Source organism: Rhodococcus sp. 06-235-1A, from assembly GCF_002258785.1.
In the GTDB taxonomy this organism is placed as follows: Bacteria; Actinomycetota; Actinomycetes; order Mycobacteriales; family Mycobacteriaceae; genus Rhodococcoides.
Genome location: NZ_NOYI01000024.1, coordinates 195,266 through 209,605, shown reverse-complemented (window position 1 = coordinate 209,605; position 14,340 = coordinate 195,266). Strand labels below are relative to the sequence as shown.

The window sequence follows — 14,340 nt, the reverse complement described above, 5'->3', positions numbered from 1 at the left end:
TTTCCAGCCGTGACGACAATTCGTTCGCGGGCGAGTAGCGGACTCGACGCAATCAGAGCGGGGTTCGCCCGCGAGGACACCACGCTGATCGCGGGTGGTTTGACGTTCTACGCCGTTATCGCCGTCGTGCCGCTGCTGCTGCTCACGATTCGTGCCACTGCTCTGCTGGTATCGGCGGAGTGGGTGCGTGCCGGGTTCGACGCGGTCTCGGCTCTGTTGCCCGACGCGCTCGGTGCCCGGGCTGCAGTGGACGGATTGGCCACCGCCGGAATCGAACTCGGTCCGCTCGGGGTTCTGATCTCGATCTTCCCCGCGACCTTCTACGGAGAAGGTCTACGCCGTGCGATCGTGCGGTTCGCTCCGACTCGGGAATCGTTCACCGGCTGGCGCGGACGGCTGGCGATGGTGCCGTTTTTCGCTGCCGCCCCGGTGCTGCTGGCCGGCGTGTTGAGTGTTGCGCGGTTGCTGGAGGCAACGACCGGCGACGGCGGCATCGGTGCGATGACGCTGCGCGTGTTTCTCGGCTTCAACTGCCTGTGGCTGATTCTGTCGGTTCCGCTCGCTTGGACGTATCGGGTGATAGCGCCGCGAGCGGTGGGATGGCGGGCGTTGATCGTCGGGTCACTCGTCACCTCGTCCATCGTCACCGGATTCGTGCACGGTTTCATCCTCTTCTTGGCGATACCGGTGGATCTCGGCGCACCGTTCGGTGGTCTCACCGCGATAGGCGGCGGCGTGGCAATCATGCTGTGGATGTTCGTGTTCCACGTCCTTGCTCTCGCCGGCTGGTTGGTCACCGCGGAGTTCGATCGGCCCGACGATGCAACCCGAACATCAACTGGGTGAAGCCGAGGGCGGCCAGCGCGCACGTCACGGAGATGCCGATCGTGGCCGATGTTTCGGCGGTCGCCGGAGCGGCACCGGCGACCGTCGCGGTGACGGCAGCAGCGATCACCCGCGACGGACGCTCCCACACCGTCAGAAAGCCCACGTCGGCGATGCCCGCACCCACAGCCCGTGCGCGTGCCATCTCGTGCAGCAGCGTCGTCACTCCGACCGCGGCGACGAGGGGCAAGGGAGCGCCCAGGGCGAGACCGCTCGCGAGCAGGAGTAGATCGCTGCAGCGATCGGCGACGGTATCGAGCAGGTATCCCCATTGCGACTGAGAGCGGCCGATCATCGCGACGCCACCGTCGATGCCGTCGAGCAGGCCGGAGATCACGATCAGTACAGCTGCGATCAGTGGTGCCGAGGTGCCGGGCCGAGACAGAGCGACTGCTGCCCCGGCCACGACCACGGCGGTCAAGGTGACGGCATGGGCGGATACGGACGCGCGAACCAGCGGAGCGCTCAGCGAGTACACGACTCTGAGCCAGCCCGCGACCAATACCGACGACGACGGATCGATGCCGTTGTGCAACGTCGACCATGTCGACAGATATTCGTCGCGGGTCGCCGGACGCGCCGCCGCGCCCTGCTGATTCGATGTACTGCGCTGATTGACCATCGACGATCCTTGCTCGCTACCGATCAGGGGGACTCGACGAGCGACCGACGGGGCGGGTGCGCGTCGAGACTTCGAAGCGGAGTACCCGTCACCCGTGTTCTCAATCGGCGTCGGAGTTGCTCTCTCGCCTGCGGGCCTTCAACCGAGAGATCTTGACGGCCGCGGCTACGAGGACGATCAGCCACCCCGAGATCAGCACTCCGCCACCGACGAATGCCGCTCGCCGCAGGGGATGCGCGTCTGCATAGACGTAACCGACTGTGCCCCAGAGCAATGCAATAAAAGCGATGATCGCCATCATGCAGATCATCGAATACAGCGTTCTGTTCATCTTCATCCGACCTTGCTCTTCACTTCGTCCCGACGAGCACTGACATACATTTTCACATCGACCTTCACCAGGCCAGGTTCGGTTGCTGCTCACCGATCGACAACCCGAATTCGACGCCTGTGCGATGCGTGCAACCGAACAACGCCTCGGCCATCTCCTGCGGCGAACGTCCGAGGACCGGTGCCCACCGCGCCGCGCGTGCATTCGACCGAGAAGTGCGCAATTCGACGACTCCTGTACCCCCGACGTCGATTGTCATCCGATCGGCCCCGGTGGCGAGCATCAGGCGCAGCGCCCGATCACCGAACAGCACCGGGCCGCGTACGTGCACGACGGCATGGCTGCGGCCGGTGTCGCTGGGCCGACCTTGGTTCACCCGCGGATCGACGTCCCCCCACGGCCGTCGCAACTCGGCTGCGTCGGTGCCGTGAATCCATACCGCGCAATCTCTTTCGCGCAGAACGGATCCGACGGTGCGCAATAGAGACGCCGAGGTGTGTCCCTCGGAATTCACGATAACGACGATCTCGGGCACGGCGTAGAGCAGACCGTGGGTCCGCGCCGCGGGGTCGGTGATGCGTGAGGCCAATGTCATGGCCTCGAGGTTCTTGCGTTCGCGGTCTCCGCCCGTCCGCTCGGCCCACTCGGGTCCGTCGTGCCAGGCCACTGCACGCGGCAGGTGTGCCAGGACGGCACCGGCATCGTAGGCGCGGTGCGCGAAATCCCAGTCCTCGCCGCCGTATCCGACGATGCTCTCGTCGAATCCGCCGATCTCCGTGAAGAGTTCACGGCTGCACGACATGACGGCGCTGATGATGTACCGGTACGAGCGTCGATCGGCGTCGAGCAGGTCACGTGAGTGCGAATATCCGTCGCGCAGCCACTGAGGCTCCGTCAATTCCGGAGGTCCGGCCGACCTACCGCCGAGCCACTCCTCGACATCATCGGCAGACCAACCTGCCAGATCGGCGTGGCGTCGCCGCCCCACCGCGAGGGCGTCGGGCAGGGCCGAGAGCAAAGAGACCGACTCGGCGACGTACCCCGGCTCGGGGATGGTGTCCGCGTCGAGGAAACACAGAATCTCACCCTCGGCGACCGACGCGCCGAGATTGCGCGCCGCTGCCGCACGAAAGCCGAGGTCGGATTGGCGTATCACGGTGATGTCCAGCGCGGAACGAAAGGCCTCGACAGCCGGAGCCACAGGGGACCCGTCGTCGGCCACTATCACCTGAATGCGAGACGCCGGATACGTCTGTACGGTCAACGCGGTCAGAACCAGCTCCAACCGGCGTTGTTGCTCGAAGTACGGAATCACCACCGACACCGACGGGTTCCGGTCGACGGGCGGCACCAGGTCCCACCGATTGCCCGGTACCACCCAGCGGCCGTCGGGTAGCTCCTCGGCCTTCAGCGCGCAGTATTCTCGAAACAGTGCGGAATACATCGCCGCTGCCTGGTGAAGTGTCGGATAGGTGACGACGCCAGGCCGTTGCCAGGTCTTGTCGGGATGATCCAGCGCCTCGATCATGGCCGCAGCGAGGCCGTCGACGGAGTTCTTGTGGATCCAGAGTGTCCCTGGAGAATTGGCCTCGATCTCTTCGACGTAACGACCGCGGGGGACCAGCGGCCGACGGCCTGCCGCGATCCAGGTGTTGATCGAACCGGATGCCGACACGTGCCGGTGGAACGCGACAGGTATCGCGATCGACCGAAGGACCTCGTCGAGGTCGGCGTCGGGAACGAAGCCGGTGGAGTCGAACGACCGGCCCAGTTGCCGCGCAGCACCGGCGAGTTCGTCGATCATCGTCTCGTGACCCGGCGACGCGGATCCGATCGACAGCAGGTCGACAGCAGTGTCGAGAGCCCTCATGGCCTCGAGTACTTCCTCGTGCCCCTTGCCCGGGTACACGAATCCCAGTACGCCGACCACTGTGTTCGTGGTGTCGCCGCGTTCGGGGATCGCCATCGGGCGGTCGATCGCGAGCGGGATCACCCGAACGTCGTGTGCATTGTCGAGTAGCTCGTCGAGCAGCAGCCGCTCGTGCATGCTGGAGACGACGACGGCATTGGCGCAATCGATCACCCGTCGATAGCATTCTGTCCGCGCATCGAAAGCACGACCGTCGGATGCTTGCGGGACGTCGTGCACCGTGACGGTGATCGGCGCTCTGTGCCGGTGCGCCACGGAGACGAACGAGTCCGCGGCCTCACCCGAGGTTCGACCGAAGAGCCGGTCGGTGAAGTGCACGTGAATCGGAATGTCGATGGGAAGGGAATGCAGGTCCGAGATCACCGGACTTGCTGTTGCAGAGGCCAATTCGCGTGCGCAGCGGACGACTCCGTGTTCGGATGGGCCCACGACGAGGTGGTGCACATGCTGTGTCACGGTGCCAGCTCCAGTGTGCGAATCAGTTCCGAGTGACGGACGAGCGCGGCAGCAATGAACTCGGGATGGGATGCGTACCAACGGAGGTGAGCGCGATGGACCGAGTCCTGTGAGTACGAGGTGCCGTCGACCGACCAGTCCGGCTGCGGATCGCCGTCGAGGCCGAGAGCGTCGAGCACTCGTTGCTCGACGGGTGCCCGAACGCCGCCGAGCAACTCGCGGCCCGGATCCTGCACGGTGCAACCGGTGTTCAATCGGTCGAGAATCCGTTGGGCCAGAGCGGTGAGCACCACGTTGGTCGCATGATTGATCGTGTGGGTGGCAGCGCGCCCGGCATCGGCGAACAGGTCGGACGCTGCGATGTCGGTATCTCTGCTCTCGCGTCGACGCAACTCGTCGAGGCTTGCCTCGGCGGCATGTCGCAGACCGTCGTTCGAGACCTGTCGGTCCCAGTCGTCGTCCCCGCCCAGGCCGCGATCTGCAGCGAGAATCGTGCGTAAGTCGTGATAGGGCACCATGTCCGGGACGGCCGACGGATCGCTCGGATGCCGAACGATGACCTGAAAGGGGTGCAGCCCCGCATATCTGAGCACCGGCCATCGCATCACCGTGGTGCCGGGGGAGAGGGTGTCGACGAGATCCTGAACTCCGAGCGGCAGCGAACGATAGCCGGCGCGAACGGGTTGAGTGAGTAGTACCGATGTTCGGCGCAGGAGCCGGTCGACGTGCGGGAGGTCCGAGGATTCGAGCTCGTGGACAGGCGGCACTCGCACTGTCCGCATCGGTGCGGCCGGATCCGAAGAGAGCAGGATGCGCAGTGCCTCGGCCTGGCAGTTTCCCCAGACGAGAAGAAGCGGCCGCCCGTCGTGTTCGGGGGCGCGGCCGTCCGGTAGTCGTTCGGCTACTCCGTAGAAATCGCCGTAGTGGCGGGTGCGACCGTCCATGCTTGCCCCGACGTGATCTGCTCGTTCGTGATGGTCCATTCTCTCGTCAACGTAGACCCGGTGGAGCCGCTGCGCCAACCCCGATTGAACCCGGGCGAAAGTGGGTACTGGACACGTATCGCGTGTCGGGACCAGGCACGATTCACCTGCCCGTACCCGAAGGAAACAATGATTCGCGTCGCATCTGTTCCGTTTTCGCATGCCTACGTGCAGCACATCCAGCCTGCGTTCGACGAGAGCGCGTCGTCCACCCACGAGACGTATTCGTTCCTGCCCGACCCGGTACCCGTGCGCGTGGACATACCAGGACAGTGGTGGCCGCCGCGACTGCTCGACGCCGAGTGGCTCGCCGAGCAGACCGACGTCCAGTTCGACGTTCTGCACGTGCATTTCGGGTTCGAGTCGTTCGATCCCGACCAACTCGCGCGCACCGTCGACCATCTGCGCAAGCACCGGCAGGCTCTGGTTCTGACGGTGCACGACCTTCACAATCCCCATGTCGAGGACAACAGCGATCACCTGAGGCAACTGGACGTGCTGGTTCGCGGAGCCGATGCCGTGATCACGTTGACCGAGGGGGCTGCCGCCTGGATTCACGATCGATGGGGGGTGCGAGCGGCCGTGGTGGAGCATCCACACGTCGTTCCGCTCGAGCGAATGGACCACCCGCGCCCGCCGTCGGACTCGTTCGTCATCGGCGTACACGCAAAGAATCTGCGTGCCAACCTCGATCCGTTGACAGTGATGGATGCGGTGGTCGAGGCTGCGAGATCGCTACCCGACGCGTCGGTTCGGTTGGACATCGATCAGGACGTGTTCGAGTGCACGAGTCACTGGTACAACTCCACGGTCGGCGCGAAATTGTTGGATTACAACACTTTTCCCGACGTCGACGTCCGGGTGCATCGGCGGTACGGCGACGACGCGCTCTGGGACTATCTCAGCGCGATCGACGTCTCGGTACTGCCGTACCGATTCGGCACCCACTCGGGATGGCTGGAGGCATGCCGAGATCTCGGAACGTCGGTCGTCGTGTCGGACTGCGGCTTCTATGCAGACCAAGCCCCGGTGCACAGCTTCCCCATGGGAATCGACTCTTTCGACGCCGCCGGACTCGTTGCGGCCGTGCAGGCAGCGCACGACGATCGAACGCCCGCGCTCGATCCGAACGTCCGAGCGAAGCAGAGACGAACGATCGCAGAAACCCATGCAGCAATCTATTCAGCAGTGACAAAGGAGATGCGTTGAACGAGAACCCACTTCGCATCGCGGTGCTGGCGTCATCGAGTTTTCCGGTGGCCCAGCCTTTCGCGGGCGGTCTGGAGGCACATGTCTACAACCTGGTGCGTGCGCTCACCGAGCGCGGGCACCGGGTGAGTTTGTTCGCAGCGGACGGCTCCAGCGTCGATCTGGACGCGACGCTGCTGCCGGTCCGAACATTGGATCTGACGCCGATCTCCATTGCCGACGTCTCGATCACTCCGACCGCCATTCGCGAACACCACGCCTATCTCGCGGTCATGATGGAACTGGCCGGGACGTTGTCCGAGTCTTTCGACATCGTGCACAACCACAGCCTGCATTACCTGCCGCTGGCCATGTCCTCGACGTTGTCGGTGCCGATGGTGACGACCCTGCACACACCGCCGTTCGCATGGTTGGAGTCGGCCGTCGCGCTGGCCCCTGCCGGAGCCAACACCTTCGCTGCGGTCAGTGAGTTCGCAGCCTCGCAGTGGGCCGATGTCACTACCGGCACCGTCGTCATTCGCAACGGAATCTCGTTGCAGGAGTGGCCTTTCGGTAGCGGTGGTGACTACGTGGTGTGGTCCGGCCGGGTCGTTCCGGAGAAGGGGCTGCACCTGGCCATCGCCGCCGCGAAGCAAGCAGGACGCGCACTACGCATCGCGGGTCCACTGAGCAACCTCGACTACTTCCGCGACGTCGTCGAACCGCTGCTCGACGAGGACATCCGCTACGTCGGTCACCTCGACCAGCCTGCGTTGGCGGCACTGGTGGCCGGGGCCGAGGTCGCGCTGGTCTCGCCGGTGTGGTCCGAGCCGTACGGCCTGGTGGTCGCCGAGGCATTGGCATGCGGAACTCCCGTAGCCGCGTTCGCCAGGGGCGGCATTCCGGAGATCATCGACGCGTCGTCGGGAGTTCTCGTAGCGGCCGACGATGTGCAGGGCCTCGCTGCGGCGATCCCTCGAGCGGCTGCCCTGAAGCGAAGCGACGTCAGGGCGCGTGCCGAAGCGGTGTGCTCGATGGACCGCATGGTCGACGAGTACGAGGCGCTCTACCGTTCGACGCTCGACGCGGTCGCAGACCCGGTGGACGAGCGGCTCGCGATCGCATGATCGGCTACTACGCACACCATCACGGCGTCGGTCACATCACCCGCGCCGACGCCATCGCGCGCTCGATGTCGGAACCGATGACCGTTCTGTCGTCGCGAACTCGACCGTCGGGGCATGCGGCGGCCGAATGGATCTCCCTACCGCTCGACGTAGATGACTCCGCGGACGCTGTAGCACAGGACAGTTCGGCCGGAGGTGTGCTGCACTGGGCACCGCACGACGTGGACGGCCTGACCGAGCGGATGGCGATCATCGCGCAGTGGGTGGCCCGGGAGAAGCCGTCGGCGGTAGTGGTCGACGTATCGGTGGAAGTAGCGATGTTCCTGCGCCTCATGGGTGTTCGCGTGATCGTCATGGCAATACCGGGGGAGCGCACCGATCCGATCCACAGCCTCGCCTACCGGGCCGCGACACATATCGTCGCGCCGTGGTCGCAGGGTGTCTACGATCCGGCCTGGCTGCATCCCTACGCCGAGAAGACGACCTACGCGGGCTCGATCAGCCGATTCGCCGGACGGGCGCGGATCGCGGAGTCCATCGATCCGACGGTCGTGGTGTTGGGTGCTGCAGGCGGTACGTCGCTCACCCGCGATCTCGTGGACTCGTGGTCGGCGGTGGACTCGCGCTTCGAGTTTCGCGCCCTCGGCGTCGCCGGCGGGGACTGGATCGACGATGTGTGGCCGGTGTTGTGTTCGGCCGCTCTTGTCGTCACACATGCCGGGCAGAACGCCGTCGCCGACGTCGCTGCGTCGGGCGCGCCCGCCGTCGTCGTACCGCAGACTCGGCCCTTCGACGAGCAGTCGGCCACCGGACGCGCACTGGCGGACGGGGCGATCGCCGACGTGCTGGACGCGTGGCCGTCCGTCGCCCGGTGGCACGGCGCGGCAGACCGCGCGCTGGCTCTCGGCGGTGATCGGTGGTCCGCCCTGCGCACCGACGGGGCACCTGCCCGAGCCGCCCGGGCGATCGAGCAATGCGGAGCTCGAGGGGGTCGACGATGAAGGTCTCTGTCGTGACGGTGGTCTCCGGTCGGCATGAACACCTGAGCGCTCAGGTGCGCGGTCTGCGTTCGTCCACTACCCAACCCGTCGAGCACATCGTCGTCTCCATGGGCGACGACTCGATTGCCGGAGTACTCGCCCGATCGGGTTCGGCGGCAACGTGTATCGAGATTCCCGTGGACGGCGCACTACCGCTGGCCCTCGCCCGCAACGTCGGTGCGGCCACTGCCGTCGACCGCGGCGCGGAACTGCTGGTGTTCCTCGACGTCGACTGTATCCCCGGTCCGGAGATGCTGGAGCGATACCGTTGTGCGGCAGCCGCTCCGGGTAATGAGCGATCACTGCTGTGCGGTCCGGTCACCTACATGAAAGAACGTGATTCGGGTGCCGAGAGTCCGGCTCTGGCGGCACTGACTGCGCCGCATCCGGCGCGCCCGAATCCGCCGGCCGGAACCGTCGAGCACGGTGACAACTTCGATCTGTTCTGGTCGCTGTCCTTCGCGGTCGACCCCGCGACCTGGACCGAACTGGATGGCTTCTGCGAGGACTACACCGGCTACGGCGGCGAGGACACAGATTTCGCAGCCACCGCGGAGGCGTCGGGCATGGGGTTGCGGTGGGTGGGCGGGGCGCACGCGTATCACCAGTGGCATCCGGTGTCCGATCCTCCGGTCGAGCATCTCGACGACATCGTTGCCAACGCGCGCACGTTCTTCGATCGGTGGGGTCGGTGGCCGATGATCGGTTGGCTCGACGCCTTCGCGGCGCGCGGTCTCGTAGAGTTCGGTGACTCCGGGATCCGGCGCACGTCCGGTCGCGTCGCCTAAGCTGATGGAACCTTCGGACCGAGGAGTGAGTCAGTGCCCCAGCCTTCTCGACCGCTACGTTCGCTCGGGTTCCTCACGATCGGGTTGTTCGACGAGGCCGATCCCGCACAGGGGCACGAATCGACGCTGAACATCATCGAGCTCGGCGAGCGGCTGGGCTTCGACAGTGCATGGCTTCGACACCGGCACTTGCAGTTCGGAATCTCGTCACCCATCGCGGTGATGGCTGCGGCGTCACAGCGTACCGACCGGATAGCACTCGGCACCGCGGTGACTCCGTTGGGTTGGGAGAATCCACTGCGCTTGGCAGAGGATCTGGCGACGGTCGATGTGCTCTCGGGTGGACGGATCAATCCCGGCGTCAGTGTGGGGCCTCCGATGCAGTTCGATCGCGTTCGGCATTCGCTGTATCCCGACACCGCGAACGAGGAGGATTTCGGGTACGGACGGGTATCGAGGTTGCTCGGTTTCGTTTCGGGTGAGCCGGCGTCGACCTGGTCCGGAACCGAGGGGATCGAGTCGTATTCCCATCGGGTGCAACCGTATTCGCCAGGCCTGCGTAGTCGGATGTGGTACGGCGGCGCAAGCCTTCGTTCGGCGCAGTGGGCGGGTGAGAACGAGATGAATCTTCTGGTGAGCAGTGTGGTGCGAGCCGAGGAATCGACCGAGTTCGACGAGATTCAGCTCTCCCACATCAGACGGTTCCGCGAGTTCCACCCGGCGGGGCGCGATGCGAGGGTGTCGCAGGGACTGGTGGTGATTCCGACCGACAGCGCCAGTGCCGCTCAGATCGCCAAGTACGAGGAGTACGCCCGGGGGCGATCGGCGCGAACGCACGAGCCGCAGGGCCCGGCCCGCATGATGTTCGCGCCCGACCTGGTCGGTACCTCGGATCGGATCGCCGAACAGCTGTACGCCAACAACTCGTTTCGTGAGGTGGACGAGGTGGCGTTCGCATTGCCGTTCAGCTTCGAGCACGAGGACTACGTGCAGATTCTCACCGACATGGCGCAGAAACTGGGTCCGGCCCTCGGCTGGGAGCCCGCACAGCAGTGAGTCCGAACAACAGTGAGTCCGAACAGCAGTGAGGGCGATCGGCCGTACGGCCGATCGCCCTCACCGGGACAGTGCTCTAACCGGTGATCAGCCGCCGGTGATGGGCGAGTTGTATGCACACGGGATCGACTTCGTGGGGAAGCCCTTCGGATCCAGTGCGTTCTTCACGATACCGATCGCGCGCGGCGAGACCGAGATCGACAGATGGTCGGACAGGTCGATTCCGCAGCCGTCCTGCAGGGTGACGTTGTTGACCGTGGCGCCGGGGCCTGCGGTGAGGAACGTCGTCTTGTAGGGGGTGACCACCTCGTCGTACTTGGTGCCGATCACGGTGTACTTGATACCGGGGTCGGTGTCACCGCCCACTGCCAGGGCCTTCACCAGCGGAGAATCGATGACCTGATCCGAGGCCGCGGGGCCGGCGATGGCACCGACGACGCCGAGCACGTTCAGACCCAGGTTGTTGATGGTGCGACCGAGCGTTCCGATTCCGACCAGGGTGGTGCCGTGGTTCGAGCCGGCGACGCTGACGACGGTGTTCACCTTGTTCTTCGTGGGGTCGGCCAGATTGGCACCGCCCTCGAAGCGAAGGTACTGACGGGTGACGAGCCCACCCTGCGAGTGACCGACGATGTCGACCTGAGCGGAGCCGGTGGCGGCGCGCACTGCGTCGACGTAGGTAGCGATTTCCTTGGCGCTCGAGGCTACGGAGTCCGTGCCGCGCAGCGACTTGATGTGACCGATGGCGCTGGAGTCCGTGTCACCGTAGTTCAGGGCGAAGATGCAGTAGCCCTCCTTCTTCAGCGCAGGCGACATCCGTGCGAAGTTGTTGAAGGCGTTCTCCCAGGTGCCGTGCAACAGCACGACCGGGCGAGGATGCGCTGCCGAAGGCTTGCAGTTCCAGTCGTTGGCGCCCTGCGGTGCCACGTCGGGATTGACGACGCTGTACAGGAATCCGGCGAGGAAGTTGGTGAATGCCGGCCCGTAACCCTTCGTCTCGGTCTTCGGGTCGTAGGTACTGGTCGCAGGAAGGGCGGAATCGAGACTCGGGGGAACGATGCCCTGGTCGGAGGCCTTCGGTGACGCCTCGGTCGGTGCGGGCGGGATGACGTCGTCGCCCTGCACGGTGGCGGGCGGAGCTGGAGCGGTAGCGGGCTGGGCCTGTGCTGCAACACCGGTACCGAGGGCAAGCGAGCACGCCATTGCCGCGATCATCGCAGCGCGCACCGTGGTGGCCTTCCGCGTTGCGCGGAAAGTGGACCGAGAAGTGGTCATGGAGCCTGACTTTCGACGAGGGTAGTTGGACAAGTCGGAACAGTAAGCGCGGATTTCGGTCGATTGCGGCGTCCGGCCTGGCGTTTGGAATCTGCCTGCAACCGCTGCGTCATTTGTGAGAGGGCGTCACAAGTGACTCGGGGCGCTCGATTCAGGATGAGTTGCCGGATATATTGTCGAAAACAATCCGTAGGTTTGATTTTTGTTCTACGGTTCGTGTGTTCGCTTCTTCGCGCGGTGGTTCAGCGCGGGGTAGTGGAGCGACGGACGGGGGTTCGATGCCGCAGCCGGATGGTGTCGAGTCGATACGACAGAAAAACCTGAAGCAGGTTTCGAGTTCGAGGGGTGGAGTTGGGTGACCGCGACAGAGAGCGTGCACGTGCCACAGGAGGATTACGTGGGCGGGCGACGTGCATCCGATCGTTTGCGGACGCCCCGGGAGACGGCGGCCCGGATGTTGGACCAGTACATCGGAGAGCCCGAGGACACTCCACCGCCGCGCGACTGTGCCCGCGGTGAGCTCGACGACATGACGACCACCTGCTGCGAACTGGCGACGGGAGTCCTCGAATCCGGGAGGCAACCGATTCCCGGAGCGTTGGACATCTTCCGCGATGCGGCCACCCGATGGGCACGCGACGGCGTTCCGCTCGGACAGATCCAGCACGCGATCAACGAAGGCTGCGCGATGGGATTGCGAAACTCGCCGCGCTCGGCTGACGACGGTACCGACGGAGAGATGGTCGACAGCACTGTCCTGATCATGGAGTTGCTCGACGCCGTCACCGAATCCGTGTCCGACGCCTACCTGGCGGAATTCCGCACGCTGACTCAGAACGGGCCACATCACGACGTCGAACTGCTCGACGCGTTGCTGACCGGCGACGGTACGGCACGCAAGATCGCCGATCGTATGGGCGCGCTGCTCGCCGAGGACTATCACGTGCTGGCCCTGCACTTCCCGGCCCACGCCGACGAAGGTGTCCGGAGGACCGATGCGACGATGATGGCGGCTCGGAAACTCCGGCGAATCCACGCCGCGCTGGCAACCTTCGACGCAGACTGTGCGCCGATCGCGTCCATCAGCGCCACCGGTGGAACGGTCCTGCTACCCGACATCCCCGGCGTCGACGTCGACGTACTGGTCGATCGTCTCGCCGATGCGGGCCAGATCGCGATCACCGCAACCACCGCATCGGTGGAGATCGACGACATCTCCACAACTGCATCCCACCTGTACGAGTTGCTGAGTCTCGTGCGCCGGTTGCGGTACGCGCCGGGGACGTACCGGATCTCGGATCTGGTGTTCGAGTACCAGGTGAGCAGGCCTGGCCTGGGGCGCAAGCACCTCGTGACACTGATCGATCCGCTGCGGGATTCGGTCGATCTGTTGCCGACGCTGCACGCCTTCGTCGACTCGGACTCCAACCGTAAGAAGACGGCAACCTGGCTGACGGTGCACCCCAATACCGTCGATTACCGCCTCAAACGAGTAGAGCAGCTCACCGGACTGGATCCGATGAAGCCGTCCGGGCTGCGCCGACTGCACGCTGCTCTGATCGCCGACCGCCTCGAAGCACGGCGTGCTCCGGTGGACGAGCGAAAGCTGTGACCGTATCGGACGGCGCGGTACTGGCAGCGTCGGCTGCGCTCGATTCGGTGGAGTCGGTGGCCGCACTGTTCCAACCCGTCGTCGACCTGTCCACGGAGGCCGTTGTCGGGTACGAGGCGCTGGCCAGATGGCCGTCGCCGAGTCTGGCAGTTCCCGAGGACGTGTTCGCCCTCGCCCGTGAGCGCGGGATGGTGGGCCGCGTCGACGTCGCATGTCGAGCGGCCGCGCTACGGGCGGCGCGCGAGCGCGCGTACTCGCGTCGGGTGCGGTTCTTTCTCAACATCGAACCGGGCTGCTTCGTCGACGAGCGGGATGTCGACGCCCACCTCGATGCGATCGGCGATGACCTCGACGTGGTTCTGGAGATCACCGAACGGGATCTCGATCGGAACGTGCCGTTGCTGTTGGCCCTGGTTCGAGGTGCTCGCGCTCGCGGAATAGCAGTGGCCATGGACGACGTCGGGGCCACTCCGGCAACGCTGGAGCTGCTCGCCGCGGTCGCCCCGGACATCGTCAAACTCGACGCCTCGATCGTCCGGTCGCCGTTCCGTTCGCGCGCCGCCATGCGGCAGGTGCGAGCGTACGTGCGCACGAGCGACGCGGTCCTGTTGGCCGAAGGGATCGAGACTCGTCGACACTTGCGCCGCGCGATGTCACTGGGTGCGACTCTGGGGCAGGGATGGCTGTTCGGCCGTCCGATGCCGCTCCCCAATCCGCCGATCTGAGGGCGATCCGAGATGGGTCGGAGAAGCCGAGAACCCCGCACCCTCCAGTGGCTGAAGAGCCTGGGTGCGGGGTCCTGTTCGGCCGATCGAATCGATCAGTTGGTGAACTTGTCCTTGATGTTGCCTGCGGCGTCCGAGACGTCGTCGCCGACCTGCTTGGTCTTGCCCGAGGCCTGATCCTTTGCGCCTTCGGCAGCAAGATCGTCGTTGTCGGTCTTGTGGCCGATCTTTTCCTTGGCTTCGCCCACCAGCTCTTCGGCCTTGTGCTTTGCCTTGTCGATGAAATCAGCCATGTGAACTCCTCGAAATAGATTGTCGTGCC

At 65.1% G+C, this 14,340-nt stretch carries 14 protein-coding genes; 8 read left to right on the top strand and 6 right to left on the bottom strand.

Annotated features, from left to right (window positions below; translation table 11 throughout):
• Positions 1–9 precede the first annotated feature (9 nt).
• A complete protein-coding gene (locus CH275_RS23155; RefSeq protein WP_094680555.1) occupies positions 10–846 on the top strand; it encodes a YihY/virulence factor BrkB family protein in 837 nt (278 codons plus the stop codon).
• On the opposite strand, the gene CH275_RS23150 is transcribed toward CH275_RS23155, so the two are convergent.
• The 4 genes from CH275_RS23150 to CH275_RS23130 all read right to left on the bottom strand — a co-directional run bounded on the left by CH275_RS23150 (position 794) and on the right by CH275_RS23130 (position 5,207).
• On the bottom strand, positions 794–1,507 hold the full coding sequence (locus CH275_RS23150; protein ID WP_094680554.1) for a CDP-alcohol phosphatidyltransferase family protein: 714 nt from the start codon (positions 1,505–1,507) through the stop codon (positions 794–796). The genes CH275_RS23155 and CH275_RS23150 overlap by 53 nt on opposite strands.
• Before the next feature lie 100 nt (positions 1,508–1,607).
• Positions 1,608–1,838, bottom strand: coding sequence for a hypothetical protein (locus CH275_RS23145; protein WP_143546863.1), 231 nt, complete (start codon positions 1,836–1,838; stop codon positions 1,608–1,610).
• A gap of 64 nt (positions 1,839–1,902) precedes the next feature.
• Positions 1,903–4,224 carry a glycosyltransferase gene (locus CH275_RS30165; RefSeq protein WP_256991181.1) on the bottom strand — a complete coding sequence of 774 codons (2,322 nt, stop codon included), beginning with the start codon at positions 4,222–4,224 and terminating at the stop codon, positions 1,903–1,905.
• Positions 4,221–5,207, bottom strand: coding sequence for a WcbI family polysaccharide biosynthesis putative acetyltransferase (locus CH275_RS23130; RefSeq protein WP_094680552.1), 987 nt, complete (start codon positions 5,205–5,207; stop codon positions 4,221–4,223). The genes CH275_RS30165 and CH275_RS23130 overlap by 4 nt, the downstream gene beginning before the upstream one ends.
• 129 nt (positions 5,208–5,336) lie before the next feature.
• Between CH275_RS23130 and CH275_RS23125 the strand changes: the two genes are divergently transcribed.
• Genes CH275_RS23125 through CH275_RS23105 form a run of 5 tightly spaced genes read left to right on the top strand, consistent with a single transcriptional unit; the run spans position 5,337 to position 10,406 of the window.
• A complete protein-coding gene (locus CH275_RS23125; protein ID WP_094680551.1) occupies positions 5,337–6,416 on the top strand; it encodes a glycosyltransferase in 1,080 nt (359 codons plus the stop codon).
• A complete protein-coding gene (locus tag CH275_RS23120) occupies positions 6,413–7,522 on the top strand; it encodes a glycosyltransferase (protein ID WP_094680550.1) in 1,110 nt (369 codons plus the stop codon). Before CH275_RS23125 ends, CH275_RS23120 begins: the two co-directional genes overlap by 4 nt.
• Positions 7,519–8,523, top strand: a complete 1,005-nt coding sequence (locus CH275_RS23115; protein ID WP_094680549.1) for a glycosyltransferase — start codon at positions 7,519–7,521, stop codon at positions 8,521–8,523. Before CH275_RS23120 ends, CH275_RS23115 begins: the two co-directional genes overlap by 4 nt.
• Entirely contained in the window at positions 8,520–9,350 is an 831-nt protein-coding gene (locus CH275_RS23110) for a glycosyltransferase family 2 protein (RefSeq protein WP_094680548.1), read from the top strand. The genes CH275_RS23115 and CH275_RS23110 overlap by 4 nt, the downstream gene beginning before the upstream one ends.
• A 33-nt stretch (positions 9,351–9,383) precedes the next feature.
• The gene (locus CH275_RS23105) at positions 9,384–10,406 is read left to right on the top strand and encodes an LLM class flavin-dependent oxidoreductase (protein ID WP_094680547.1); all 1,023 of its coding nucleotides are present in this window, start codon (positions 9,384–9,386) and stop codon (positions 10,404–10,406) included.
• Between the two features lie 87 nt (positions 10,407–10,493).
• Here CH275_RS23105 and CH275_RS23100 read toward each other — a convergent pair whose 3' ends face one another.
• Entirely contained in the window at positions 10,494–11,681 is a 1,188-nt protein-coding gene (locus tag CH275_RS23100) for an esterase/lipase family protein (protein ID WP_094680546.1), read from the bottom strand.
• A gap of 355 nt (positions 11,682–12,036) precedes the next feature.
• Between CH275_RS23100 and CH275_RS23095 the strand changes: the two genes are divergently transcribed.
• On the top strand, positions 12,037–13,293 hold the full coding sequence (locus tag CH275_RS23095) for a PucR family transcriptional regulator (RefSeq protein ID WP_143546861.1): 1,257 nt from the start codon (positions 12,037–12,039) through the stop codon (positions 13,291–13,293).
• The gene (locus tag CH275_RS23090) at positions 13,290–14,018 is read left to right on the top strand and encodes an EAL domain-containing protein (protein WP_256991180.1); all 729 of its coding nucleotides are present in this window, start codon (positions 13,290–13,292) and stop codon (positions 14,016–14,018) included. The genes CH275_RS23095 and CH275_RS23090 overlap by 4 nt, the downstream gene beginning before the upstream one ends.
• 95 nt (positions 14,019–14,113) lie before the next feature.
• On the opposite strand, the gene CH275_RS23085 is transcribed toward CH275_RS23090, so the two are convergent.
• Positions 14,114–14,311, bottom strand: a complete 198-nt coding sequence (locus CH275_RS23085) for a CsbD family protein (protein WP_027496220.1) — start codon at positions 14,309–14,311, stop codon at positions 14,114–14,116.
• Between the last annotated feature and the right edge of the window lie 29 nt (positions 14,312–14,340).